The 25028-nt window shown below is 60.8% G+C and carries 25 protein-coding genes; 8 read left to right on the top strand and 17 right to left on the bottom strand.

The window, feature by feature from the left end:
• Positions 1 to 107 precede the first annotated feature (107 nt).
• The gene (locus tag PFAS1_RS07830) at positions 108 to 1328 is read left to right on the top strand and encodes an MFS transporter (RefSeq protein WP_076028762.1); all 1221 of its coding nucleotides are present in this window, start codon (positions 108 to 110) and stop codon (positions 1326 to 1328) included.
• Here the strand turns inward: PFAS1_RS07830 and cueR are convergent.
• From cueR to PFAS1_RS07815, 3 genes are all read right to left on the bottom strand, one after another.
• On the bottom strand, positions 1282 to 1695 hold the full coding sequence (cueR, locus tag PFAS1_RS07825) for a Cu(I)-responsive transcriptional regulator (RefSeq protein ID WP_076028761.1): 414 nt from the start codon (positions 1693 to 1695) through the stop codon (positions 1282 to 1284). The genes PFAS1_RS07830 and cueR overlap by 47 nt on opposite strands.
• Positions 1692 to 4085, bottom strand: a complete 2394-nt coding sequence (locus PFAS1_RS07820; protein ID WP_076028760.1) for a heavy metal translocating P-type ATPase — start codon at positions 4083 to 4085, stop codon at positions 1692 to 1694. The genes cueR and PFAS1_RS07820 overlap by 4 nt, the downstream gene beginning before the upstream one ends.
• 192 nt (positions 4086 to 4277) lie before the next feature.
• Positions 4278 to 4661 carry a hypothetical protein gene (locus PFAS1_RS07815; RefSeq protein WP_076028759.1) on the bottom strand — a complete coding sequence of 128 codons (384 nt, stop codon included), beginning with the start codon at positions 4659 to 4661 and terminating at the stop codon, positions 4278 to 4280.
• A gap of 147 nt (positions 4662 to 4808) precedes the next feature.
• On the opposite strand from PFAS1_RS07815, the gene PFAS1_RS07810 reads away from it, so the two are divergent.
• Both PFAS1_RS07810 and PFAS1_RS07805 read left to right on the top strand, forming a co-directional pair.
• On the top strand, positions 4809 to 5006 hold the full coding sequence (locus tag PFAS1_RS07810) for a heavy-metal-associated domain-containing protein (RefSeq protein WP_076028758.1): 198 nt from the start codon (positions 4809 to 4811) through the stop codon (positions 5004 to 5006).
• Positions 5007 to 5142: 136 nt separating this feature from the next.
• On the top strand, positions 5143 to 6339 hold the full coding sequence (locus tag PFAS1_RS07805; protein WP_076028757.1) for a multidrug effflux MFS transporter: 1197 nt from the start codon (positions 5143 to 5145) through the stop codon (positions 6337 to 6339).
• Between the two features lie 8 nt (positions 6340 to 6347).
• On the opposite strand, the gene PFAS1_RS29730 is transcribed toward PFAS1_RS07805, so the two are convergent.
• The 3 genes from PFAS1_RS29730 to PFAS1_RS07795 form a co-directional block, all read right to left on the bottom strand.
• Positions 6348 to 6518 carry a hypothetical protein gene (locus tag PFAS1_RS29730; RefSeq protein ID WP_162842849.1) on the bottom strand — a complete coding sequence of 57 codons (171 nt, stop codon included), beginning with the start codon at positions 6516 to 6518 and terminating at the stop codon, positions 6348 to 6350.
• 150 nt (positions 6519 to 6668) lie between these two features.
• Positions 6669 to 7682 (bottom strand): zinc-binding alcohol dehydrogenase family protein, encoded by a 1014-nt coding sequence (locus tag PFAS1_RS07800; RefSeq protein WP_076028756.1) that lies wholly within the window; start codon positions 7680 to 7682, stop codon positions 6669 to 6671.
• Positions 7683 to 7714: 32 nt separating this feature from the next.
• On the bottom strand, positions 7715 to 8008 hold the full coding sequence (locus tag PFAS1_RS07795; RefSeq protein ID WP_076028755.1) for a putative quinol monooxygenase: 294 nt from the start codon (positions 8006 to 8008) through the stop codon (positions 7715 to 7717).
• 118 nt (positions 8009 to 8126) lie between these two features.
• Here PFAS1_RS07795 and PFAS1_RS07790 point away from each other — a divergent pair, with 118 nt between their 5' ends.
• The 3 genes from PFAS1_RS07790 to PFAS1_RS07780 all read left to right on the top strand — a co-directional run bounded on the left by PFAS1_RS07790 (position 8127) and on the right by PFAS1_RS07780 (position 11610).
• A complete protein-coding gene (locus PFAS1_RS07790; RefSeq protein WP_074873520.1) occupies positions 8127 to 9056 on the top strand; it encodes a LysR family transcriptional regulator in 930 nt (309 codons plus the stop codon).
• A gap of 315 nt (positions 9057 to 9371) precedes the next feature.
• The gene (locus PFAS1_RS07785) at positions 9372 to 10106 is read left to right on the top strand and encodes an ArsR/SmtB family transcription factor (RefSeq protein ID WP_074873522.1); all 735 of its coding nucleotides are present in this window, start codon (positions 9372 to 9374) and stop codon (positions 10104 to 10106) included.
• A gap of 127 nt (positions 10107 to 10233) precedes the next feature.
• Positions 10234 to 11610 (top strand): MFS transporter, encoded by a 1377-nt coding sequence (locus tag PFAS1_RS07780; protein WP_076028754.1) that lies wholly within the window; start codon positions 10234 to 10236, stop codon positions 11608 to 11610.
• Positions 11611 to 11725: 115 nt separating this feature from the next.
• On the opposite strand, the gene PFAS1_RS07775 is transcribed toward PFAS1_RS07780, so the two are convergent.
• From PFAS1_RS07775 to PFAS1_RS07765, 3 genes are all read right to left on the bottom strand, one after another.
• On the bottom strand, positions 11726 to 12679 hold the full coding sequence (locus PFAS1_RS07775) for an adenosine deaminase (protein ID WP_076028753.1): 954 nt from the start codon (positions 12677 to 12679) through the stop codon (positions 11726 to 11728).
• A gap of 82 nt (positions 12680 to 12761) precedes the next feature.
• Positions 12762 to 13727 carry a 2-oxoglutarate and iron-dependent oxygenase domain-containing protein gene (locus PFAS1_RS07770; RefSeq protein ID WP_076028752.1) on the bottom strand — a complete coding sequence of 322 codons (966 nt, stop codon included), beginning with the start codon at positions 13725 to 13727 and terminating at the stop codon, positions 12762 to 12764.
• 135 nt (positions 13728 to 13862) lie between these two features.
• Complete coding sequence (locus PFAS1_RS07765) at positions 13863 to 14945, bottom strand: BMP family ABC transporter substrate-binding protein (RefSeq protein WP_076028751.1); 1083 nt, start codon at positions 14943 to 14945, stop codon at positions 13863 to 13865.
• A 297-nt stretch (positions 14946 to 15242) separates the two neighbouring features.
• On the opposite strand from PFAS1_RS07765, the gene PFAS1_RS07760 reads away from it, so the two are divergent.
• Positions 15243 to 16331: a calcium:cation antiporter gene (locus PFAS1_RS07760; RefSeq protein ID WP_076028750.1), complete on the top strand. Its 1089-nt coding sequence runs from the start codon at positions 15243 to 15245 to the stop codon at positions 16329 to 16331.
• A gap of 50 nt (positions 16332 to 16381) precedes the next feature.
• Here PFAS1_RS07760 and PFAS1_RS07755 read toward each other — a convergent pair whose 3' ends face one another.
• The 3 genes from PFAS1_RS07755 to PFAS1_RS07745 form a co-directional block, all read right to left on the bottom strand.
• Positions 16382 to 17740 carry an 8-oxoguanine deaminase gene (locus PFAS1_RS07755; protein ID WP_076028749.1) on the bottom strand — a complete coding sequence of 453 codons (1359 nt, stop codon included), beginning with the start codon at positions 17738 to 17740 and terminating at the stop codon, positions 16382 to 16384.
• Between the two features lie 253 nt (positions 17741 to 17993).
• On the bottom strand, positions 17994 to 18680 hold the full coding sequence (locus PFAS1_RS07750; RefSeq protein WP_074873536.1) for an SDR family oxidoreductase: 687 nt from the start codon (positions 18678 to 18680) through the stop codon (positions 17994 to 17996).
• A 25-nt stretch (positions 18681 to 18705) separates the two neighbouring features.
• The gene (locus tag PFAS1_RS07745; RefSeq protein ID WP_076031504.1) at positions 18706 to 19056 is read right to left on the bottom strand and encodes a MerR family transcriptional regulator; all 351 of its coding nucleotides are present in this window, start codon (positions 19054 to 19056) and stop codon (positions 18706 to 18708) included.
• A gap of 82 nt (positions 19057 to 19138) precedes the next feature.
• Between PFAS1_RS07745 and PFAS1_RS07740 the strand changes: the two genes are divergently transcribed.
• Positions 19139 to 19585: a hypothetical protein gene (locus PFAS1_RS07740; protein WP_076028748.1), complete on the top strand. Its 447-nt coding sequence runs from the start codon at positions 19139 to 19141 to the stop codon at positions 19583 to 19585.
• A gap of 60 nt (positions 19586 to 19645) precedes the next feature.
• Here the strand turns inward: PFAS1_RS07740 and PFAS1_RS07735 are convergent, their stop codons facing one another.
• From PFAS1_RS07735 to PFAS1_RS07715, 5 genes are all read right to left on the bottom strand, one after another.
• Positions 19646 to 20572, bottom strand: a complete 927-nt coding sequence (locus PFAS1_RS07735) for an ABC transporter permease (protein ID WP_074873540.1) — start codon at positions 20570 to 20572, stop codon at positions 19646 to 19648.
• Positions 20572 to 21678: an ABC transporter permease gene (locus PFAS1_RS07730; RefSeq protein WP_076028747.1), complete on the bottom strand. Its 1107-nt coding sequence runs from the start codon at positions 21676 to 21678 to the stop codon at positions 20572 to 20574. The genes PFAS1_RS07735 and PFAS1_RS07730 overlap by 1 nt, the downstream gene beginning before the upstream one ends.
• An 11-nt stretch (positions 21679 to 21689) precedes the next feature.
• Complete coding sequence (locus tag PFAS1_RS07725; RefSeq protein WP_076028746.1) at positions 21690 to 23255, bottom strand: ABC transporter ATP-binding protein; 1566 nt, start codon at positions 23253 to 23255, stop codon at positions 21690 to 21692.
• Between the two features lie 530 nt (positions 23256 to 23785).
• A complete protein-coding gene (locus PFAS1_RS07720; RefSeq protein ID WP_076028745.1) occupies positions 23786 to 24367 on the bottom strand; it encodes an IMPACT family protein in 582 nt (193 codons plus the stop codon).
• 7 nt (positions 24368 to 24374) lie between these two features.
• Entirely contained in the window at positions 24375 to 25025 is a 651-nt protein-coding gene (locus PFAS1_RS07715; protein WP_076028744.1) for a TetR/AcrR family transcriptional regulator, read from the bottom strand.
• Between the last annotated feature and the right edge of the window lie 3 nt (positions 25026 to 25028).

Below are 25028 nucleotides of genomic sequence, written 5' to 3'. Positions count from 1 at the left end.
ACGCTGAAGAACCAATGTGGGAGCGAGCAAGCCCGCTCCCACATTGGATTTTTGGTGTAACAGAGTTTTGTGTTCTCCCTGCTGCTCCCCACACTCAAGGATTGAATGTGAACACCGCATCCACTCGCAACGCCCAACTGATCATCGCCGCCCGCCTGATCTCAGACTTCGGCGCCTTCCTCAACATGGTCGCCCTGGCCACCTATGTTTACCTGCTCAGCAACAGCGCCATGAGCGTCGGCATTTTTCTCGCCAGCCGCGTGGCCGGTGGAATATTCGCCAGCCTCATCGGCACGACGTTTTATCGCCGCTGGGCCGGGCGCCTGCCGCTGATTGCCTTTGACCTGTTACGCGCCGGGCTGCTGGGCCTGCTGCTGGTGCTGCCTGTCGCCCAGCAAATGCTGTTGTTGCCGGTGATCGCTTTCGGTCTGGGATTTGGCAATTCGATGTTCGCCATCGGCCTCAACAGTCAATTGCCGCACTTGATCGAGGCCGATCAGTTGCTCAAGGCCAACGCCTGGATCACCTCGGCGTCGTCGGCCGCCATGGTCGGCGGAAGTCTGGTGTCAGGGCTATTGGTGGCGGCATTCGGCTTTGAAACAGTGTTTGCATTGAACGTGGTCACTTACCTGCTGGCCGCGTTGTTCATCTTGCCGCTGCGTTTTTCACCCCCAGCGCCCAGCGATGAACCGATCCACAAACGTGGTGAATGGGCGGCCCTGCTCCAGGGGCTGCGCAGTACACCGGTTGTGGCGGCAATGCTCGCGGTGGCGATGGCTGACACCCTTGGCAGTGCCGCGCACAACGTGGGTTTTCCGATTATTTCCAGACTGCTGACGCCCGAGTCGGCCAGCACCACGCTGGGTCTGATGCTGGCCGTTTGGGCCAGCGGAAAACTCATCGGTGCACGCATCGCCAGCCGGCTGAAAGGCTCGGAGAACGTCAACCTGGAGCGGCGATTCTTCTTTGGTGTGTTGCTGATGTCCTGCGGCTTCATCCTGATGTTTCAGCAGCAAACGCTCTACGGTTTGCTGTTGTTCTCGTTGCCGGCGGGGTTGGGCGACGGTTTCTCGGAAGTCGGCCTGATGTCGCGGCTGCAACGTGAACCGGACAGCCTGCGCCTGCCGATCTTCAGCTTCCTGACGCTGTTGCAAATGACCGGGTTCGGCGTCGGCATGTTGATCGCCGCGCCGTTCTATTCGTGGTGGACGCCGGGTGCCGTGGTGCTGTTGTTCCACGGCATTTCCCTCACCACCTTGTTGGTGATGAAGGGGCTGGCGATCAGGGGCGAGCGGGTGGTGCGCAACAGCCCGACTCCAGGCTCTTGAGGATCGGGCAGTCGGGACGGTGATCGCCGTGGCAGTGTTCGACCAGGTCCTGCAGGGTGTCGCGCAGTTGGCCGAGTTCGCGGATTTTTTGGTTCAGCTCGTCGATGTGCTGACGGGCCAGGGCTTTCACATCGGAGCTGGCTCTCTGGCGGTCCTGCCAGAGGGTCAGCAGTTTGCCGACCTCTTCCAGTGAGAACCCCAGGTCCCGGGAGCGCTTGATGAACGCCAGTGTATGCAGGTCGTCGTCGCCGTAAACCCGGTAACCGCTGTCGGTACGATGGGCGGCCTTGAGCAAACCGATGGATTCGTAATAACGGATCATCTTCGCGCTCAGGCCGCTTTGGCGGGCCGCTTGGCCGATGTTCATCGGTTGTCCTCCAGATCCTTGGGTTTCCAGGTTTTTAACAGTAACGCATTGCTCACCACGCTGACGCTCGACAACGCCATGGCCGCACCGGCCAGCACCGGGTTGAGGAAGCCGAAGGCCGCCAGCGGAATGCCGATCAGGTTGTAGACAAAAGCCCAGAACAGGTTCTGACGAATCTTCGCGTAGGTCTTGCGGCTGATCTCCAGTGCCGCCGGCACCAACCGTGGGTCGCCGCGCATCAGGGTGATCCCGGCCGCGTGCATCGCAACGTCGGTACCGCCGCCCATGGCGATACCGATATCGGCGGCGGCGAGGGCGGGTGCGTCGTTGATGCCGTCGCCGACCATCGCTACCACGCCGTTTTTCTTGAGTGTGGCGACGGTGGCCGCTTTGTCGGCGGGCAGCACTTCGGCGTAGACATCCGTGATGCCCAGCGCCTGGGCAACCACTTTGGCGCTGCCGCGATTGTCGCCGGTCAGCAGGTGGCTGCTGATGTTGCGTGCGTTGAGTTGTTGCACGGCTTGCAGCGCGCCGGGTTTGAGGGTATCGCCGAATGCGAACAGGCCCAGCACCCGAAGTTCGGGACTTTGCTCGATCAGCCAGGACAGGGTCCGGCCTTCGGTTTCCCACGCGGCAGCAGACTCAGCCCATTCACCGGCGTTCAAGCCGCTTTCTTCGAGGAGACGACGATTGCCCAGCGCCAATCGACGACCGTCCAGAGTGCCCGCGATGCCACGGCCGGTCAGGGACTGGCTGTCGCTGACATCGGCCACCGTCAAGCCGCGTTCGGCGCAAGCGTCCAGAACCGCCTTGGCCAGTGGGTGTTCACTGCCGCGTTGCAGGGCGCCGGCCATTTGCAGCAGAGCCTCTTCGTCATGGTTGATTGCGCTTAGATGAGCGATGCGCGGAGTACCCGAAGTCAGGGTGCCGGTCTTGTCGAAGACCACCGCACTGACTTCGTGGGCACGCTCCAACGCTTCGGCGTCCTTGATCAGAATCCCGTAACGCGCCGCCACCCCGGTCCCGGCCATGATTGCCGTTGGTGTGGCCAACCCCAGGGCGCACGGGCAAGCGATCACCAATACCGCCACGGCATTGATCAGCGCGGTTTCCATTGGCGCGCCGTACAACCACCAACCGATCAAGGTTGCCAGCGCAATCAGCAGAACCGTTGGCACGAACACCTGGCTGACTTTGTCCACCAGTTTCTGGATCGGAGCCTTCGCCGCTTGAGCGTCTTCGACCAGGCGGATGATGCGGGCGAGTACGGTTTCCGCGCCCAAGGCCAGGGTGCGAACGAGCAACCGGCCTTCGCCATTGATCGCGCCGCCGGTGACTTTGTCGCCGGGTTGTTTCGGCACTGGCAGGCTTTCGCCGCTGATCAGCGCTTCGTCGGCGTGGCTCTGGCCTTCGACCACTTCACCGTCCACCGGGAAGCGTTCGCCGGGTTTGACCATCACCAGATCATTGAGGCGCAAGGCGCTGATCGCGACGTCCTGCTCGCGCCCATCGATCACCTGAATCGCCCGCTCCGGACGCAAGGCTTCGAGCGCGCGAATGGCACTGGCGGTCTGGCGCTTGGCGCGGCTTTCGAGGTATTTGCCCAGCAGCACCAGGGCAATCACCACCGCCGAGGCTTCGAAATACAGGTGCGGCATGCGCCCGGCGGCGGTGGCCCATTCATAAAGACTCAAGCCATAACCGGCGCTGGTGCCCAACGCGACCAGCAAATCCATGTTGCCGGCACCGGCGCGCACGGCTTTCCAGGCCGCGACGTAAAAGCGTGCACCGAAGATGAATTGCACTGGCGTAGCCAACGCGAATTGCACCCAGGCCGGGAGCATCCAGTGCACGCCGAACGGTTGCAGCAACATCGGTAGCACCAACGGCGCGGCGAGGATGATCGCCATGATCAAGGCCCAACGCTCGCGGCGCAGGCGTTGTTGCTGATTATCGGTTTGCGGGTGTTCGACTTCCCAGACGCTGGCGCTGTAGCCCGCCTTGGTCACGGCAGCGATCAGGGTTTGCGGATCGATCTGGCCGAGCAGTTCAAGGTGGGCGCGTTCATTGGCCAGGTTGACGCTGACGCTTTTGACTCCGGGCACTTTGGCCAGCGCTCGCTCGACCCGACCGACGCAGGAGGCGCAGGTCATGCCGTCGATGCTCAATTCCAGGCTCTGTTGCGGCACGCTGTAACCCGCCTGCTGCACCGCCTCCATCAACGCTGGCAGGCTGTCGCTGGGCGCCTGGACGCGGGCCTGTTCGGTGGCCAGGTTGACGCTGACGGCAGAGGCGCCGATGACTTTGCTCAAGGCACGCTCGACACGCCCGGCGCAACTGGCGCAGGTCATGCCGGCAATCGGCAGATTGAAAGTGGTGGATTCGGACATCGGTCACGCTCCCTGTAGAAGATACCCACAGGATCAACCTTGCCATGCTGGCAAGGTCAAGCGCCAATCTACAATTCACCACAGACTGAAAATGTGGGAGCGGGCTTGCTCGCGAAAGCGGTATCCCAGTCGATGTCATCGTTGACTGACACACCGCCTTCGCGAGCAAGCCCGCTCCCACAGGGATTTGCGTCAGTAGTCGAGGGCAGTGGGTTTCAGGTACATCCCTTCCTGCGTCATCGCAATCCGGAACTTCAGCACGTCGCCGGCCTTGAGCGTGATGTTCTGCGAACCCGGGGCGAGCATGCCCGGGTTGCACCCCGACGCCTGGCCCGGCAGCAGCTTCAGGCGCAAGGACACATTGCCCGGCGGCAGGTTGAACGAGGTGCTTTGCTCCTGGAACAGCCGCGCCGACAACTGATCCTGGATGTACACGCCGATCTCGCAGGAGGTCGCGACTTCCAGGCGCTCGCGGGAAATGATCAGTACGCCATAGTCCTCCCCGGCGGCTTGAACCGAAGGTGTCGCGGCAAAAAGGCTGAGAAAGCCAAACAGGCTGAGAGCTGACCAGCGCATGGCTGAATCTCCTGATGTCGAGTCATTGATGGACGCAGCTTGGCCGAGCGCAGCGTTGATTGCCAGCCCGGCAGCTCACTGCAGAACTTGACCTTGCCATGATGGCAAGCTCGAGACTGCACGCAACCTCACTCAAGGAGTCATCCCATGCAAGTGTTCAACGTTCAAGGCATGTCCTGTGGTCACTGCGTCAGAGCCATCACCCAGGCGCTGCAAGCCAAGGATCCTGCGGCCAGTGTGCGTGTCGATCTGGCCGCGAAGGAAGTCGGCGTCGAGAGTGCTTTGTCGGCGGATCAGGTGATCGCGGTGATTACCGAAGAGGGCTACGCCGCCAAGGTTGCCTGAGAACAAAGCGCAATCCTCCCACAGGGGATTGTATTCACTCAGTGGTTTTTAATAGTTAGCGACCTAACGGAATGTTCAACGCCTCCCTTCGGGGCTAGACTGTCGGCCTGCCGACCCATGCCTGACTGGATGCCTGATGAACCTCCGTACCATTTTGATTCTTGGCGCCTTGAGCGCCTTCGGTCCGCTGGCGATCGATTTCTATCTGCCGGCCTTCCCGGCGATGGCGCTCGCCTTCGGCACCGATGAAAAACACGTTCAACTGACCCTGGCGGCTTATTTCCTCGGTTTGTCTATCGGTCAACTGGCATACGGCCCGGTAGCGGATCGATTTGGGCGTCGCATTCCCTTGCTGACCGGCGTCGGCTTGTTCACCGCCGCCTCCCTGGCCTGCGCCTATGCGCCGAGCCTCGAATGGTTGATGGGCGCACGTTTCATCCAGGCGTTGGGCGGCTGCGCGGGGATGGTGATTGCGCGGGCGGTTGTCAGCGATAAATGCGATGCGGTGGGTTCGGCGAAGGTCTTTTCGCAGTTGATGCTGGTGATGGGCCTGGCGCCGATTCTTGCGCCGATGCTGGGCGGGCTGTTGGTCAATACCACGGGCTGGCAGTCGATCTTTCTGGTGCTGAGCGGTTTCAGTGCACTGGCAGGGTTGGCCGTGGCGCTCGGGCTGCCGGAAAGTCTGCCGGCCCATGTGCCGCGTCAACCGTTGTCCGGGGCGTTGCGTCAGTACGGTCGACTGTTGTCGGACCGGGTGTTCCTCGGCCACGCCCTGACCGGTGGCATCGCCATCGCCGGGATGTTTGCCTACATTGCCGGTTCACCGTTCGTCTTCATCAAGCTGTATGGCGTACCGGCCGAGCATTTCGGCTGGCTGTTCGGTACCAACGCGGCGGGTTTCATTCTGGTGGCACAGCTTAACGCGCGACTACTGGCCAAGCGTGGTCCGGCGTTTCTGCTGGCGCGCACCGTGTGGATCTACGTCGGCGCCGGGCTGGCGCTGCTGGCCGTCAGTTCGTTGCACACCGCGCAGCTATGGCCGTTGCTGATTCCGCTGTTTGTCTGCATTGCCAGCCTGGGTTGCATCCTCCCCAACGCCTCGGCCTGCGCCATGAACGGGCAGGGCGCAAGGGCCGGCAGTGCGTCGGCGATGCTCGGTTGCCTGCAATTCAGTGTCGCCGCCGGGGCGGCAGCATTGGTGGGCGTTTTACACGATGGCAGTGCCGTGCCGATGGCCATGGTCATCAGCCTGTGCGGAATTCTGGTGGTGAGCGTGGCGATGCTCACCCGGCGTTTGCAAAATACCCGGGCGCTGGCGCAAGCCCAGGTCTGAGGGCGGACTCAGCCAGCGGCACGCTGCTGGTGGTCAATAATTTGATGAGGTGCTTGTAGTCGCGCTTCGAGGGTACGGGTGAAGGCGCGGGCTTCGGCTTCGCTGCGGAACGTCACGGTGTGTTGGTCAAGACGGACTTGCCACTGGGATTTTGCCAATTCTTTTATCAGGATCTTCATTGCTGATCTCTCCTCTCGTAAAACACGCTACGTAAAAGATTGTGCCGCAGAGGTTTCGATTGTAGACCCGAATACGATCGCAATTGTGACAACGGTCAACTCTCTGACTGACGGTGTCGCCCATCAGGGCGACAACTGTGTCAGTTTGTTTCAGAACCCTTCGAGCACAATCTTGCCCTTGGATTTGCCGCTTTCCAGCAGCTCATGGGCGCGACGCAGGTTCGCCGCGTTGATGGTTCCGAAATGCTCGCCGACCGTGGTTTTCAGTGTCCCGGCGTCGATTAGCTCAGCCACGCGGTTGAGCAATTTGTGCTGCTCGATCATGTCCGCGGTTTCAAACAGCGAGCGGGTGTACATGAACTCCCAGTGCAGGGACAGGCTCTTGCGCTTGAGTTTGGTCACATCCAGCGCCTTCGGATCATCGATCAAGGCCAGTTTGCCTTGCGGCGCCAGCGCCTCGACCAACTGGTCCAGGTGGTGATCGGTCTGGGTCAGGCTGGCGACGTGGGTCACCTGATCGACACCCGCGCGTTTGAGCTCTTCGCTCAACGGCTGGCTGTGATCGATCACCAGGTCGGCACCCAGCTCACGAACCCAACTCTGGGTTTGCGGGCGGGAAGCGGTGCCGATGACTTTCAGCCCGGTCAGCTGGCTGGCCAGTTGCGTAAGAATCGACCCCACACCGCCAGCGGCACCGACGATCAAAAGGCTCTGGCCTTCATCGGTTTTGCCTTCACGCACCTGCAGGCGTTCGAAGAGCAATTCCCAAGCGGTGATAGCCGTCAGCGGCAGCGCGGCAGCTTCGGCGAAACCGAGGGTTTTCGGCATATGGCCGACGATCCGCTCATCGACCACGTGCAGTTCGCTGTTGCCGCCCGCGCGGGCGATGGAGCCGGCGTAGAAAACTTTGTCGCCGGCCTTGAACAGCGTCACTTCACTGCCGACGGCCTTGACCACACCGGCCACGTCCCAGCCCAGCACTTTCGCCGCGCCCGCTTCGGGCTGTACGTTCTGGCGGACCTTGGTGTCCACCGGGTTCACCGAGATGGCTTTGACTTCCACCAACAGGTCACGCGGGCCGGCAACCGGTTCTGGCAGGTCGATGTCTTGCAGAGAGTTTGAGTCGCTGATGGGCAACGAGGCGTAGTAGGCAATGGCTTTCATACTGGCTCCTGAGAAGTCATAAAGAAGTCGGGTCAGACGATGGAGCGCAGGCGCTTGAGGTCGAAGTGTTCGAGAAAGTCGCCAGCCTTGGCGCGGAAGTTCTGGATGTGCGCGCTGTCGTCATGGGCCTGCAGGGCTTCGTCACTGCTCCATTTTTCGATCATGTAGAAGGCAAGAGGATTGGCGAGGTCCTGGTGCAAGTCGTATTGACCGCAACCGGCCTCGGCGCGGGTCGGTTCCAGCAGCGCCCGCAGGTGCTGTTCGAGGGCGTCCTGCTGGCCGGGTTTGGCGATGAGGGTGGCGATGGCGGTAAAAGGCTGGGACATGTTCGACTCCGGGAATGGGATGAATGGATGGGTGGGATGATTAGCTATTTCTCTGCAAGATAAAACCCGCTAAAAGAGCAGTCTCTTTCAATAATTTTTTGATAATCGAGGCTGAACAATGCTGCGTTTCGATGACTTGCAGTTATTTGTCCGGGCGGCGGACCTGGGCAGTCTGTCAGCGGCGGCGCGCGGGATGGACATGTCGGCGGCGGTAGCCAGTGCGGCGTTGAAACGCATCGAACAGCAACTCGGCGCCCGGTTGCTCGCCCGTTCTACCCGCAGCCTGCGGCTGACCGCCGAAGGCGAGGGGTTTCTCGAATACGCTCGGGCAGCCTTGAGCAATCTGGATGAGGGTCGTCGCTTATTGGCCAGCGGTCAGGACCAGGTCAGTGGGATTTTGCAGCTGTCGGCGCCTTCGGACTTTGGCCGCAACCTGCTGCTGCCCTGGCTGGACGAGTTCCAGCGAGAGCATCCCAAGCTTACGGTGCGTTTGCTGCTGGGCGATCGTATCGCCGACCTGTTCCGCCAACCGGTGGACATTGCCCTGCGTTACGGCGAGCCGGAAGACTCAAGCCTGGTGGCGCTGCCCATCGCCCCGCAGAACCGCCGCGTCCTTTGTGCCGCCCCGAGTTACCTGGCCCGGCACGGCGAGCCACGGCAACTGGAGCAACTGGCTCAGCACAACTGCCTGCTGTTCATGCTCGGCAGCCGGGTCCACGATCATTGGAGTTTCCACGACGGCAAACGCGAGATCAGCCTGACCGTCAGCGGCGATCGTTTCAGCGATGATGCCGATGTCGTGCGTCTGTGGGCCGTGGCAGGTGCCGGGATCGCCTACAAATCCTGGCTCGATGTCGCCGCCGATGTGCTGGCCGGTCGGTTGCAAGTGCTCATGCCGGAACTGCTCTGTGAGCGCGCCCCGCTGAATTTGTTGTGCGCCCATCGCGCACAATTGAGTAAGCCGGTGAACCTTTTACGGGAAATGCTTGCCAGTCGTTGCGCCAGCTTGAGTAGCCGATTTCCGACGTTGTCGGGCATCGATCATTAGTCGCAGGCAAATAGCGAAATTTCACTCAGGAACTATCACCACCAATGGTTTCCCAAGGGCAGGAACCGGCGGTTAACCCGCATATACTAGCGCTCGCCTCATGTACGCACCGTCGATCTCGCAATGGCGAGTCACGTCCGAGTCAGCCAGGCCCCGTGGTCAATCGCCGCGGCTTTGCGAAACCTGCGAGCAATGGCCTCTGCGATTGATCGGCTTTGCCCGGTTTATGGCGGTTTCCTCGGCTTGGCCGACGACACATTACTGGTCAAGATGTCTCTGAGCAGTAGACGAAACGATTCAACAGGGAGTGAATACATGGAACATGCACCTTGCATCAGCCAGATCGCCACATTGCTGGCTGACCCAAAGCGCAGCGCAATGATGTGGGCCTTGATGGACGGCTCGGCGCGGCAAACCGAGGAGCTGGCCTTGTTGGCTGGCCTGTCACCGTCTTCGGCCAGTGCGCATCTGGGGCGCTTGTCCGCTGGAGGTCTGTTGAAAGTCGAATTCCGCGGCCGCAAGCGGTTCTTCCGCCTTGCCGCGCCTGAAGTGGGGGCTGCAATAGAAGCTCTGGCCAGCGCCACCCTGGCCAGCAAGCCTCGGGAAATCCCGGATGTTTTCAAACGCACCTCACCGATCGCCAAACCTCAGGCAGCGCCTTCGTCACTCTTGCGCGCCAGGCTTTGCGACGACCATTTGGGCGGCACCCTTGCCGCCGATCTTTACCAGCGTCTGCTGGATGCAGGCTGGATCGAACAGTTCGATCAGCGGGTCATGATCACTCACAAAGGCGCCACGCAATTGGCGACGCGCGGTGTGTTCATCCAGGCGCTGGCTCATCGCAACAGCCGGGTCGCCTGCGCTTGTCCGGACTGGAGCGAAAGACGCCCGCACATGGGCGGATCACTGGGGGCTGCGTTGCTGCAATTGTTCATGCAGTCAGGCTGGCTGAGCCTGCCCAACGATTCGCGAGCCTTGCAGATCACCGCCGCGGGGCAGCGTGAAATCCATCGGTTCGCCAAGGAAACCGAGCTGGAAATGGCCTTGTAGACGCATCGAGATCGACGCCCGAAGCTGCGGGCGTCGCTCAGAGCTGCGAACAGGTCGCATCCAGCAGTAACCCCCAGCAGCTATCGCGCACACTCGTCCGGGGACTTTCGGATTGAGGGGGTGTGGCATGGAAACACAAGGCTTTAGCGCAGCAGAACGACTGGAACGGCTGCCCAACAGCGGTTATCACCGGATCATTTTCATCATCATTGCCTTGGCGTTTTTCTTCGACTCCATGGACCTGGCGATGATGACCTTCCTGCTCGGCTCGATCAAAACCGAGTTTGGCCTGAGCACGGCACAGGCCGGGTTGCTGGCCAGTTCGAGCTTTTTCGGCATGGTCGTGGGGGCGTCACTGTCCGGCATGCTGGCCGACCGTTTCGGGCGCAAACCGGTGTTTCAGTGGAGCATCGTGCTGTGGGGGATCGCCAGTTACCTGTGCTCCACGGCGCAGAACGTCGAGACGCTGACGTTGTTCCGAATCCTGCTGGGGATCGGCATGGGCATGGAATTTCCCATCGCTCAGTCGATGCTCTCGGAGCTGATTCCTGCCAAACGACGTGGGCGTTACATCGCGTTGATGGACGGTTTCTGGCCGCTGGGCTTCGTCGCCGCCGGCGTACTGTCGTACTTCCTGCTGCCGATAATTGGCTGGCGGGACATCTTCCTGGTGTTGGCGGTGCCGGCGGTGTTTGTCCTGGCGATTCGCTTTTTCATTCCCGAATCACCGCGCTGGCTGGAACAGGCCGGGCATCATGACGTCGCGGACAAGGTTTTGCTGCGCATCGAAGATCGGGTCCGGGCATCGCTGGGATGTTCGCAGCTGCCTGAGCCGATCCGCCTGCCGAGAGCCGCGAGTACGCCGGGCCATTTCTTTTCCGCGTTGCGGCAGATCTGGTCGCCGCTGTACCGCCAGCGCACGATGATGATCTGGAGCGTCTGGTTCTTCGCTTTGCTGGGGTTCTATGGCCTGACGTCCTGGCTCAGTGCCTTGCTGCAGCAGTCAGGTTTTGCCGTGACCCAGTCGGTGTATTACACGGTGCTGATTTCCCTTGGCGGGATTCCCGGTTTCCTGATGGCCGCCTGGCTGGTGGAGCGTTGGGGACGTAAACCGGTGTGCGTGGTGACGTTACTCGGCGGCGGGGTGATGGCGTTTCTGTATGGTCAGAGCGCGGTGTTTGGCGGCAACGTCAGCCTGTTGATCACATCCGGGCTACTGATGCAGTTTTTCCTGTTCGGCATGTGGGCGGTGCTTTACACCTACACACCGGAGTTGTACCCGACATCGGCGCGGGCCACGGGCTCGGGGTTTGCGTCGGCAATTGGTCGCGTGGGTTCGTTGCTCGGACCAATGGTGACCGGGCTGGTGTTCCCGATGACCGGGCAGGGCGGGGTGTTTGCGCTGGGGGCGATGTGTTTTGCGATTGCGGCAGGGGTGGTGTGGGTGTTCGGGATGGAGACCCGGGGCAAGACACTGGAAGAATTAAGTGAGGCGGTTGCTTGATGATCGTTCCCACGCTCCGCGTGGGGGAATGCTGCCCGGGACGCTCTGCGTCCCAAGAGCGGACGCAGAGCGTCCGGTGAGGCATTCCCACGCAGAGCGTGGGAACGATCAATTACTACGGTTTCACCAACCGGGCATCCAGGCTGTTCTGCGCCAAACGCTTGGCCTGATCCTGGGTCATGCCCAGATCGGTATACAGCGCGTGGAAGTTCTCGGTGACATAACCGCCGAAGTACGCCGGGTCATCCGAGTTCACGGTCACTTTCACGCCACGTTCGAGCATGTCGAGAATGTTGTGCTGTGACATGTGATCGAACACGCAGAGCTTGGTGTTCGACAACGGGCACACGGTCAGCGGGATTTGCTCGTCGATGATCCGCTGCATCAAACGCTCGTCTTCGATGGCGCGCACGCCATGGTCGATGCGCTGCACTTTCAGCAGATCAAGGGCTTCCCAGATGTACTCGGGCGGACCTTCTTCACCGGCGTGAGCAACGGTCAGGAAGCCTTCGTGACGGGCGCGATCGAACACGCGCTGGAACTTGCTCGGTGGGTGACCCATTTCCGAACTGTCCAGACCGACCGCCACAAACGCATCACGGAACGGCAGCGCCTGGTCGAGGGTTTTCTCGGCTTCTTCTTCGCTCAAGTGGCGCAGGAAACTCAGGATCAAACCGCTGGTGATGCCCAGTTGCTGTTCGCCATCCTTCAACGCGGCGGCGATGCCATTGAGCACCACTTCGAACGGCACACCACGGTCGGTGTGGGTCTGCGGGTCGAAGAACGGTTCGGTGTGAATCACGTTCTGCGCCTTGCAGCGCAACAGGTAAGCCCAGGTCAGGTCGTAGAAATCCTGAGACGTGCGCAACACGTCGGCACCCTGGTAATACAGGTCGAGAAACTCTTGCAGGTTGTTGAAGGCATAGGCCTTGCGCAGGGTTTCGACGTCGCTCCACGGCAGGGCGATCTTGTTGCGTTCGGCCAGGGCGAACAGCAACTCAGGCTCCAGCGAACCCTCAAGGTGCAGGTGCAGTTCTGCCTTGGGCAGGGCGTTCAGCCAGTCGTACATAGTCTTTTCTCATCAGGTGCAGATGGCGAGCATTCTACAGATGCTCGTGGAAACAATTAGCAAAACCTGACCAGCCGGTTCATCACAGCGCTTCCTGTTGCCGTCGATAGGCGTAGGTATCGGCGAAGCGCGAGAGCAGGAATTCAGCGCAGGTGGTGGCCGGATACTTTGTCGGGTGCCGTTCATCCTGACAGCCGGGCAGGCATTCGATGACCGTGTCGGGGTGCGGTTCGGCAAAAAATGGCATCGAGTAACGGTCCACCCCCAGCGGGCTGATCACCCGGTGCGGCGTCGACCGGTAACGGTCGTTGCTCCAGCGCGCCATCATGTCGCCGAGGTTGACCACAAACGTGCCGTCGATCGGCGGTGCATCGATCCATTCGCCGTTAACGTTGCGCACTTGCAGGCCGCCGGCGGCATCTTGATACAGCAGGGTGATACAACCGTAATCGGTGTGGGCGCCAGCGCCTTGTTGCGCTTCGGAGCTGGCGGTGTGGCGCGGTGGGTAATGAATCATCCGCAACACGCTGACCGGTTCAACGAAGCGGCTGTCGAAAAAATCGCGCTCGATACCCAGTGCCACAGTCATGGCCCGTAACAGGGTTTGTGCCAAGGCTTGCATGTCGACGTAGTGCTGCTCCATCAACGACTCCCAGCCGGGCATCGACGGATGACGGTTGGGGCCGCGCAGCGGTTTTTCCGCCAGCACGTCGGGGTGATCGACCGGCAAGTGCAGGCCCATGTCGAAGGTTTCTTTCAGGTCGCTGGGTTTGCTCGGGTCGAGTTGTTCGGTGGCGATGGCGCCGTAACCGCGGTGGTGACGGGTTTGGGTGATGTCGATCCTGAGTTTTTCGGCGGCGGGCAGGGCGAAGAAACGTTGGGCGCTGTCGAGCACGGCATTAATGCGCGCGGCGCTGATCGGGTGACCCTTGATGTAGAAGAAGCCCCACTCGCGGCAGGCGTGGTCGATTTGCGTGGCGATTGATTGCCAGGCGGAGGGGGCATCGCTGTAGAGCGGGGCGATGTCGATGATCGGGAGCGGGTTCATTTTGCAGTCTCTATAACGATCGTTCCCACGCTCTGCGTGGGAATGCAGCCCGGGACGCTCCGCGTCCCAAAAGCGGACGCAGAGCGTCCATTGAGGCATTCCCACGCAGAGCGTGGGAACGATCAGGGCGGGGAGCTACTTAGGAATGTCGGCCTTCATGCCTTCAACGTAGTAGTTCATCGATGCCAGCTCCGCATTGCTCGCCGTCGCGCCCACCGCAATCTTCTCGACGCCGGCCTGATCCTTGATCGGTCCGGTGAACGGGTGGAAAGCACCGCTCTTGATGTCGGCAATGATCTGCTCCGCCTCGGCTTTCACGGGCGCCGGCACCAGATCGCTCATCGGTAACTCAACCGTGCCTTCCTTCAATCCGCCCCAGTAATCCTGCGATTTCCACAGGTGATCGAGCACGCTTTGGGTCGCCTGAATGTAGTGCGGCGCCCAGTCGTTGACGATGGACGTCAGCACCGCTTTCGGCCCGAAGTGCGCCATGTCCGAAGCGTAGCCCACGGCATACACGCCGCGTCGTTCAGCTGCCTGGATCGGCGCCGGGCTGTCGGTGTGCTGGAACACCACGTCCACGCCCTGATCGATCAACGCATTGGCGGCATCGGCCTCTTTGCCCGGATCGAACCAGGAGTTGACCCACACCACTTTGATCTCGGTGCCCGGGTTGTACTTGTTCAGAGCCAGTTGAATGGCGTTGATGTCGCGGATCACTTCCGGGATCGGGAATGAGGCAACGTAGCCGATCTTCTTGGTCTTGGTCATCTTCGCCGCGAGGAAACCGCCGACGTAGCGACCTTCATACGTGCGGGCCAGGTAGGTGCCGAGGTTCTTGTCCTGTTTGTAGCCGGTGGCGTGTTCGAAGGTCACCTTGGGAAATTGCTTGGCGACTTTCAGGGTCGGGTTCATGTAGCCGAAGGACGTGGTGAAGACCAGGTCGTATTTGTCCTTGGCCATATTGCGGATCACCCGCTCGGCGTCGGCACCTTCGGCGACGTTCTCCACGTAGTTGGTGGTGATTTGATCGCCGAATTTTTCCGCCAGCGCCTTGCGCCCCTGTTCATGCTGATACGTCCAGCCGTGATCGCCAATCGGACCGATGTAGACGAAGCCGACTTTCAGCGGGTCGGCGGCGCTGGCGGTCAGGCTGGCGCTCAGACCGATGGCCGCGGCGACGGCGCCAAGCAGCTTCTTCAACGGACGTTTGTGCATGAATTCGAACTCCATGTTGTTGTGAGGTTGGCAGGGCAATGCAAATTGCTGACCAACAAGACAACTAAAGGATCGAGATCGCGTAACGGCCATCGCGAGCAGGCTCGCTCCCACATGATTTGCACAGATCATGTGGGAGCGAGCCTGCTCGCGATGAGGCCCTTGAGGCCAATAAAAGTGCATGCCCCGAACTCGTTGCCATCCACTGGTGCGCTAAGGTGTAACGAAACGTTAGCGCCGCCCCGCAGTCAGTAGCTCACCACCCTGGTTTCGCTTCACCCGGCAAAAAGGCCCGCAATGCTCACACTCCTCAAGCAAGAAAAATTTCTGCTGCTGGCCGTGATCGCCGCCGCCGTCGCCTATCCGCTGGAGCACTGGATGCTCCACAGCGGCCAGCCCATCGCGCTGACCGCTGGCCTGGTACTGATCGGCTTCATCGTCGTTGCCTCCATGCGCGTTGCTCATCACGCCGAACTGCTTGCGGAAAAAGTCGGTGACCCTTACGGCACGATGATCCTGACCCTGGCCGCCGTGCTGGTGGAAGTGGTGATCCTGGCGATCATGATGAGCAACGAGGCTTCGCCGACCCTGGTACGCGACACGATTTATTCGGCGGTGATGCTCGACATCAACGGCATCCTCGGCCTCGCCGCGTTGATGGGCGGGCTCAAGCACGGCGAACAGTCCTACAACGACGACTCGGCGCGCAGTTACAGCGTGATGATCCTCACCGCCATGGGCGTTTCCATGGTGGTGCCGGAGTTCATCCCCGAGGCTCGCTGGAAACTCTATTCGGCGTTCACCATTGGTGCGATGGTCGTGCTCTACACCTTGTTCCTGCGCATGCAGGTCGGGCCGCACAGTTATTTCTTCAGCTACAGCTACCCGGAAAAACGTCGCAAGAAAGTCCCGGAGGAACAACCTGAGCCGGTCAATCTGCTGCTGAGTATCGGGACTTTGGTGTTCGGCGTGGTGGTGATCGGCGCACTGGCCGAGGTAATGTCCAAGACCCTCGATCTGGGCCTCGAAGGGACGGGCGCACCGCCGGTGATCACGGCAATCCTGGTGGCGGCAATCTCGGCGGCGCCGGAAATCCTGACCGCGTTGCGGGCGGCACTGGCCAACCGCATGCAGTCGGTGGTCAACATCGCCATGGGCGCATCGCTGTCGACAGTCATCCTGACAGTGCCGGTGATGGAAGCGATGGCGCTCTACACCGGCCAGCCGTTCCAGATGGCGATGACGCCGGTGCAAACCGTGATGATTTTCCTCACCCTGATCGTCAGCGCGATCAACCTCAATGATGGCGAAACCAACGCCATCGAAGGCATGACCCACTTTGTGCTGTTTGCGACGTTCATCATGTTGTCGCTGCTGGGCCTGTAGTTGATGGGTGATCGTTCCCACGCTCTGCGTGGGAACGATCAGGTGGTGGATTAGGTACCGGCGATGAGTTGCCGAGCCGCCTGGCTGTGATCGGCAATCAACCCCTTCAAATCCAGCCCCTCCACCTGCCCATCAATCACCCGCCATTTGCCGCCCACCATCACCCGATCCGCCCGATCAGCACCGCACAGCAGCAATGCCGACACCGGATCATGACTGCCGGAGAACCGCAGCTCATCGAGCTTGAACAGCGCCAGGTCCGCCTGCTTGCCCACCGCCAGTTCGCCGATATCAGTACGCCCGAGCAAACTCGCCGAACCCTTGGTCGCCCAACCCAAAACCAATTCCGGGGTGATCTTCTCGGCGCCATAACGCAGCCGCTGAATGTACAGCGCCTGACGGGTTTCCAGCATCATGTTCGACGCATCGTTGGACGCCGAACCATCCACGCCCAAGCCCAGCAACGCACCCGCAGCCGTCAGGTCCAGCGTCGGGCAAATGCCGGAAGCCAGGCGCATGTTCGAACTCGGGCAATGGCAAATGCCGGTGCCGGCGGCGCCGAGGCGAGCGATTTCATCCGGGTTGAAGTGGATGCCGTGAGCCAGCCAGGTGCGCGGGCCGAGCCAGCCGACGCTGTCCAGGTAGTCCACAGTGCGCAGGCCGAAGCGCTGCAGGCAGAAGTCTTCTTCGTCGAGGGTTTCGGCCAGATGAGTGTGCAGGCGCACGTCGAGTTTGTTCGCCAGTTCGGCGCTGGCGGACATGATTTGCGGGGTCACCGAAAACGGCGAGCAGGGCGCGAGGGCGATCTGGATTTGCGCACCGTCGCCACGCTCGTGGTACTCGGCGATCAAGCGTTGGCTGTCGGCGAGGATCACTTCGCCTTCCTGCACGGTCTGCTGCGGCGGCAGGCCGCCGTCCTTTTCGCCGAGGCTCATGGAACCGCGCGTCAACATGGCGCGCATGCCCAGTTCGCGAACGCTTTCGACCTGTACGTCGATCGCATTCTCCAGGCCTTGCGGAAACAGGTAATGGTGATCGGCCGCGGTGGTGCAGCCGGACAGCAGCAACTCGGCCAACGCGACTTTGCTGGCGAGGGCGAGTTTTTCAGGGGTGAGGCGGGCCCAGACCGGATAGAGGGTTTTCAACCACGGGAACAACGGCTGATTGACCACCGGCGCCCAGGCGCGGGTCAGGGTTTGATAGAAGTGGTGATGGGTGTTGATCAGTCCCGGCAGGATCACATGCTCGCGGGCATCGAAGACTTGTCCACAGGGCGCGGAAGGTTGCTGGCCGGCGGCGAGCACTTCAACAATTAAACCGTCTTGCAGCACCAGGCCGCCACGGGCATCGAGGCTATTGGCAGTGAAGATCGCGAGGGGATTTTTTAACCAGGTACGGGTCGCAGGCATGTTGGCCGGCTCCTCTGAAAGTGGGGTTCAGGTTAGCCAGCTCAGTGATTACCCTGTCTGCTGATCCAGGGTCGCCGCGGGGGCGAGGTGCGGAGTTTCATTCAAAACCGCTCGGCAGACAAGCCTCGCCCGACAGAACAACCCAAACCCCTGTGGGAGCGGGCTTGCTCGCGAAGAGGGAGTGTCAGTCGACATCAATGTTGCATGACGCACCGCATTCGCGAGCAAGCCCGCTCCCACAGGGGCAGTGGGGTTACCAAGGAATGGTTTCACCCCGGTAATTCACAAAATGATGCCCGCCCTTGCCGGCATACGCGTTCACTTGATCGACCAACCCACGCGTACTGGTGTCCACATCGATGTCGGCACCTTCACCGCCCATGTCGGTCTTCACCCAACCCGGATGCAGCGACAACACGGTGAGTTTCTGCTCGCCCAACTGAGTGACGAAGCTGTTGGTCATCGAGTTCAGCGCCGCTTTGCTCGCCTTGTACAACGCCAGCTCCGGCGCATCCGGCATGGTCACGCTGCCCAGCACCGAACTCATGAACGCCAGCACCCCGCTGTCCGGACGAATCTGCCCGACAAAGCGTTGAGCCAGATTGATTGGCGCCACCGCATTGGTGAAGAACAGTTGGCCGACTTCGGCCAGGGTCGCGCCGCCCGGCGTTTGAACGTCCGGGCCTTTGACCCCGGCATTCACGAACAACAGGTCGAACACTTCGCCCTTGAGCTGCTGGCTCAGAGCGATGACCGCTTGCTGATCGTCCATGTCGAGTTTTTCGATCCGCACCTTGCCCAAGGCTTGCAAGGCTTCGGCATTCTGCGGGTTGCGCACGGTGGCGGTGACCTGCCAGCCGTCGGCCAGCAGGGTTTTTACCAGACCGAGGCCCAGGCCCCGGGAGGCGCCGATGATGAGTGCGGTTTTTGCCGTAGACATAAGTGGCTTCCTTGATAAATGAGGATCACGGATTCAATGGACAACGTTGACCGAGCCGTTGCTGCAACTCCTGACGCAGCGCGCCGAGTTCGTCGATTCGGGTTTCGATCAGTTTGAGTTTGTCTTGCAGCAATTGCGTGACGGCGCTGTCAGGATCGGGCGACTGCGATATCGCGGCGACGCTGTTGCCGATTTCGCCGAGGGTAAAGCCCAATCGCTGAGCGGTCTTGATGTACTGCACCAGTTGCACCATGTCCGCCGGGTAGTCGCGATAACCGTTGGCGCTGCGTTGTGCCGCAATCAATCCGCGTTGCTCGTAAAAGCGCAGCGTGTCGCGGCTGACGGCGCTGGCCTGGGCTAATTCTCCGATGCGCATCATGACTTCTCGAGAGGGCTTGACCTTGGAGCATACTCCAGGCTTTAGCCTTGTTGCTCCCTGATTTTCTGGAGCAAAACGGATGTGGACTTCAACGCAATATCGCCGGTTGGTGAAGGGTAGTGCCTGGTATGACTTGATCGTGACGGCAGCGTTTGTCACGCCGTGGAGCTTTGCGGCGTTGCATGGCGTTTTGTTGAGTGTGAGCCAGGCGCTCAATTTGTCCGGCGAGTTGCCGCCGTTTGAGCCAATGCACATGCTGATGGCCAATCTGTTGGGGTCGATTGTCTGCGTGTGGGCGGTGCTGCGGATTCGTGATCCGCAGCAGGTGTATGGGCGGTATGACGCGGTGGGCAGGTTTCTTTTTTCGACTTGGCTGCTCTATGCCTTGCTCCATGGCGCCAGTTCGCTGTTGGTGATTTTTCTGGTCTTTGAATTGGCGTGGGGCGTAGCTCAGGTGTTGCCAGTGCGAGCGTCATCGCGAGCAGGCTCACTCCCACAGGGGATCCGTGTCGACCCGCAATCCTGAGTTAAACCCGGACTACTGTGGGAGTGAGCCTGCTCGCGATGAGGCCGGTGCAGACAACCGCTAATGCCCGGCCTGCCACGGTTTCCCCAACGACACCGGCGCATACAACCGCGTACGCAGCGCATCTCGCGACAGCAGCACCAACACCACAATGGTCGCGACATACGGCAGCATCGCCAACAGACTCGACGGAATCGCCAGCCCCAACCCCTGCGCCACCAGATGCAGGATGCTGGCGAGCCCGAACAGATACGCCCCCAGCAGCAATCGCCATACCCGCCAACTGGCAAACACCACCAGTGCCAGGGCGATCCAGCCACGCCCGGCGCTCATGTTCTCCGCCCACATCGGCGTGTAGGCCAACGACAAATAAGCCCCGGCCAACCCAGCCATCGCCCCGCCAAACAGCACCGCCAGCGTGCGCACGCCCAACACCGGCAAACCCATCGCGCTGGCTGCATCCGGGTTTTCGCCGACCGCCTGAATGATCAGCCCGACGCGACTTTTCACCATCACCCAGGCCACCAGCGCAAACAGCGCGAACGACACATACACCAACAGATCCTGCGCAAACAGCATCCGTCCGATCAGCGGGATGTCGCTCAAAAAAGGAATCGCCACCGGCTCAAAACCTGCCAGCGGTTTACCGACCCACGCCGCGCCGACAAAGGTCGACAGGCCCACGCCGAAGATCGTCAGCGCCAACCCGGTGGCCACCTGATTGGCGTTGAACACCAGCGCCACCAACGCAAACAACGACGACAACAGCATCCCGGCAAGCATCGCCAACAACACGCCGAGCCACAGGTTGCCGCTGTTCAGCGCAACGATAAAACCGATCACCGCCCCAAACAGCATCATCCCTTCCTGGCCGAGGTTCAGAACGCCGCTCTTCTCGCAGATCAGCTCACCGAGTGCCACCAACAGCAGCGGCGTACCGCAGCGGACCATGGCATAGAAAATATTGCTCAGCAGATCGATATCCATCACAGCGCTCCTGCGTGTACGGCGGTGGCTGGTGCACGACGGGACCAGCGCAAATTCAAGCGCGGCCGATAGAGAATCAGCACGTCACTGGCCAGCAGGAAAAACAGCATCATGCCCTGGAACAATTGGGTGATCGCTTGCGGCAGATTCATGCTCATCTGCGCGCTCTCGCCGCCGAGGTACAGCAACGCCATCAGCAGGCTGGAAAACAGAATGCCGATGGGATTGAGTCGTCCGAGAAACGCCACGGTGATCGCGGCATAACCGTAACCGGGCGAGACTTGCGGTACCAATTGGCCGATCGGCCCGGTGACTTCGCACACCCCGGCCAGCCCCGCCAATCCTCCGCTGATCAACAGCGCCAGCCAGATCAGCCGTTTCTCGCGAAAGCCGACGAACCCCGCTGCGCGCTTGTCCAGCCCGAGGACTTTGATCTGGAAACCGATAAAGCTTTTCTGCAGCAACACCCACACCGCGACCAACGCGAGCAAGGCGAAATACACGCCGACGTGGACCCGACCATCCTCCATCAGCAGCGGCAAACGACTGGCATCACCGAACATCGCTGACTCGGGAAAGTTGAACCCCGCCGGATCCTTCAGCGGCCCATGCACACAGAACAGCAACAGGTTCAGGGCGATGTAATTGAGCATGATGCTGGTGAGGATTTCATTGGCATTGAAACGCGTGCGCAACCACGCCGTCAGCCCGGCCCACGCGGCACCGGCCAGGGTGCCGACGAGCAGGATCAGCACCAGCGCCCAGCGGCTTTGCATGCCGATGATATTCACCGCCAGCGCACTGCCGGCCAGCGCGCCAAGCAGCAACTGACCTTCGGCGCCGATGTTCCAGATCCGCGCCTGGTACGCCACCGCCAGCCCCAACGCGCAGAGCAAAATCGGCAGCGCTTTGACCAGCAACTCGGAGACGCCATACAGGTCGCTGATCGGCGCGATCAGCAAGGTGTGCAGCGTCAGTAATGGATCATGCCCCAGCGCGATAAACAGCAGCGAGCCACAGCCCAGCGTCAGGACAGCCGCCAGCAATGGCGAGCACCACAGCATTAGACGCGATTGCTGGCCACGGGGTTCGAGAGAAAGCAGCATGTGAAACTCCGTTAAACCGTTGCGGGTGCGAGTGATTGAGGGGCGTCGAATTGGCCGGCCATCCAGCCGCCGACATCGATCAGGCGCGTGTCGACCGTGGCCTTGAGCGGCGACAATCGACCGCTGCACAACGCGCCGAGGCGGTCGCTGATCTGGAACAGTTCGTCGAGGTCTTCGCCGATCACCAGGATCGCCGCGCCAGCGTCGCGCAAGGCAATCAGCGCCCGGTGAATGGTCGCGGCGGCGCCGACGTCCACGCCCCAGGTCGGGTGCGCGGCCACCAGCAGTTTCGGTTGTTGGAGAATTTCGCGGCCGAGGATGAATTTCTGCAAGTTGCCGCCAGACAGGCTGCGGGCCGGTGTCTGGCTATCGGGTGTCTTGACCCCGAAGCGGCGGATGATTTCTTCGGCCAGCGCTTCGACCTTGCCGCGCTGGATCAGGCCGTTGCTGACCAGCCCTTGTTGAAACGCAGTGAGCAGGGCGTTGTCCGCCAGGCTCAGGTCCGGCACTGCGCCATGGCCCAGACGTTCAGCGGGGACGAAGGCCAGGCCCAGTTTGCGCCGTGCATCCGGGCGCAAGTGCGCCACCGGTTGCCCGGCGAAACTGATCGTTGCGCCATCGTTGCGGCCGAGCTGTTCTTCGCCGCTGAGCAGGGCCAGCAACTCATCCTGACCGTTGCCCGCGACCCCGGCGATGCCGACGATCTCGCCACTGCGTACTTCAAGCTCGATGTCCTTTAGCGAACAGCCGAACGGATCGGGGTTGTGCCAGGACAGTCCCGTCACGTTCAGGAATGCATTAGCGCCAGTGACTTTCGGATAGTCCGTAATCAGCGCAGCGGCTTCGCCAACCATCAACTGCGCCAGTTGCCGATCCGAACACTCGGCCGGCACGCAATGCCCGGCCACCCGACCGCCGCGCAACACCGTGGCGCTGTGGCACAACGCGCGAACTTCACCGAGTTTGTGGCTGATAAACAGAATGCTGCAGCCTTCGCCGGAGAGTCGGCGCAAGGTGACGAACAAATCGTCGGCTTCCTGCGGAGTCAGCACCGAAGTTGGCTCATCGAGAATCAGCAGGCGGATGTCCTGCATCAGGCAACGAATGATTTCCACCCGCTGGCGTTCGCCGATCGACAGGCTGTGGACAAGTCGCCCCGGCTCCAGCGCCATGCCGTAGCGCCGGGAGACTTCACGAATCCTTGGCTCAAGCTGTTTCGGTGTACCCGCCGCCGCGCCCATCGCCAAGGCAATGTTCTGCGCCACGCTCAAAGTCTCGAACAGCGAGAAATGCTGGAACACCATGCCGATTCCCAGCCCCCGAGCCTGAGCCGGGTTGCGCAGGGTCAGGCGTTGCCCTTGCCAGATCATCTCGCCCGAGTCCGCGTGGGTGACGCCGTAGATGATCTTCATCAACGTACTTTTACCCGCGCCGTTTTCGCCGAGCAGGGCGTGGATTTCACCGGGTGCAATGCTCAGGTCGATGGCATCGTTGGCCAGGCAACCGGGGTAGCGCTTGCTGATGTTGCGCAGTTGCAGGCGAGGTGTTGGATCGGAGATCGGCACGGGGTTGGGCATGACAGGCTCGGGTCGATAGAAGTGATGTCTGTGGATAAAGCAATTTCCTGGCCATTGAGTCAGGAAAAATCAAATGCGCTACAGATAAAGGCTTTGAGGACGACACCCCGCCCTATGTCGATCCGAACCAGGCACCACTTGAGGGCAGCGCCGTTGATCAGGCTCCAGTTTTGCACAAGGCGTTTGGTCAAAAAACAAGCAACCGGCGCCAAGCCATGCCGGACATGGGGCGGCGACAGCCATGAACGGGTTATCCACAGATTGCTCCACAGTATTTGTGCGCAAGCTCGAAGCTCGGGCATAAGCACTGGGTGGCTTTCTTCTAATGGTGATAAACCGCGTTAACCGATTGTTTTTACGTGGATTTATCTTTTTCGATAACGGATTGGACAAAAAGTGAGCAAAGCCCGCAAAGCCGCATGACAGAAGGGTTACAGCCGAGTGTGCTCAGGTTATCCACAGCCGGGTGCACAGTAGATGTGGGCAAATGCACCGGTTATACGAAAGAGCGGTGAACGTTGTTGGTGCGATTAGTGCTGCAACAAAATGCGTCCGCGGCTCAAATCCGCCAGCTGCGTTTGCAGGGTATCGATCTGGCTTTCGCCGATCGCCAATTGCAGCTCTACGCCGTTGGCCGTGAACGTTTCTTCCACCACCAATCCACCCAGTTCCGCCACCCGAAGCTTCACCAGCGGCAACTCTGCAAAAGCACAGGCACAACTCACCGGCACCCGACTGATCAACTCAACCTTTACCGCCGCTTGCAGGCACTTGTTGGCGCCGCCGCCATACGCCCGTGCGAGGCCGCCGGTGCCGAGTTGAATGCCGCCATACCAACGAATCACCAGCACCGCGACTTGATCGCAATCCTGCGCGTCGATTGCCGCCAGAATCGGCCGGCCAGCGGTGCCGCCGGGCTCGCCGTCGTCAGTGCTGCGGTATTGGTCGCCAAGCTTCCAGGCCCAGCAATTGTGCGAGGCATTCAAATCGCTGTGCTGTTCGATGAACGCCAGGGCTTCAGCAGGGCTGCTGATCGGCGCGGCGAAAGTGATGAAGCGGCTTTTGCGAATCTCTTCGCGGTACTCGCAAAAACCGCTGAGGGTAAAAGGCATAAGTGTCTTAGATCGTTGGCGTCAGGCCGCAGCCTTTGAGAATGATGCGGGTCAGGTTGTTGCCCGCGTCTTCCATGTCTTGCTTGGTCAACTTGGTGCGACCGGTGACACGGCAGATCTGCGTGGCGAAATCGGCGTAATGCTGAGTGCTGCCCCACAACAGGAAGATCAGGTTAACCGGGTCGACCGGGTCCATTTTGCCGGCGTCGATCCACGCCTGGAACACGCCCGCCCGACCCTGGAACCAGGCGCGATAGTCTTGATTGAAATATTCGGTCAGGCACTCGCCGCCGCTGATCACTTCCATCGCGAAGATCCGCGAGGCTTGTGGCTGACGACGGGAGAATTCCATCTTGGCGCGGATGTAACGCGTCAGCGCTTCGGCGGGATCATCTTCGGCAGTCAGGGTGTTGAAGGTGCTGTCCCACAACTGGAGGATGTTGCTCAACACCGCCACGTACAAACCGAGTTTGTTGGTGAAGTAGTAATGCAGATTCGCCTTGGGCAACCCGGCATTCAGGGCGATGGTGTTCATGCTGGTGCCTTTGAACCCGTGACGGGCGAACTCGTCTTCGGCGGCTTTGATGATGGTCTCTTCGTTCTTCTGACGAATCCGGCTGGCAGGTTTGCCGCCGTGAGCGGGGACTTCAAAGGTCATAGG

It is taken from the genome of Pseudomonas frederiksbergensis, assembly GCF_001952935.1.
GTDB classification, from domain to species: Bacteria; Pseudomonadota; Gammaproteobacteria; order Pseudomonadales; family Pseudomonadaceae; genus Aquipseudomonas; species Aquipseudomonas frederiksbergensis.
This window is presented reverse-complemented; position numbering and strand designations above follow the sequence as displayed.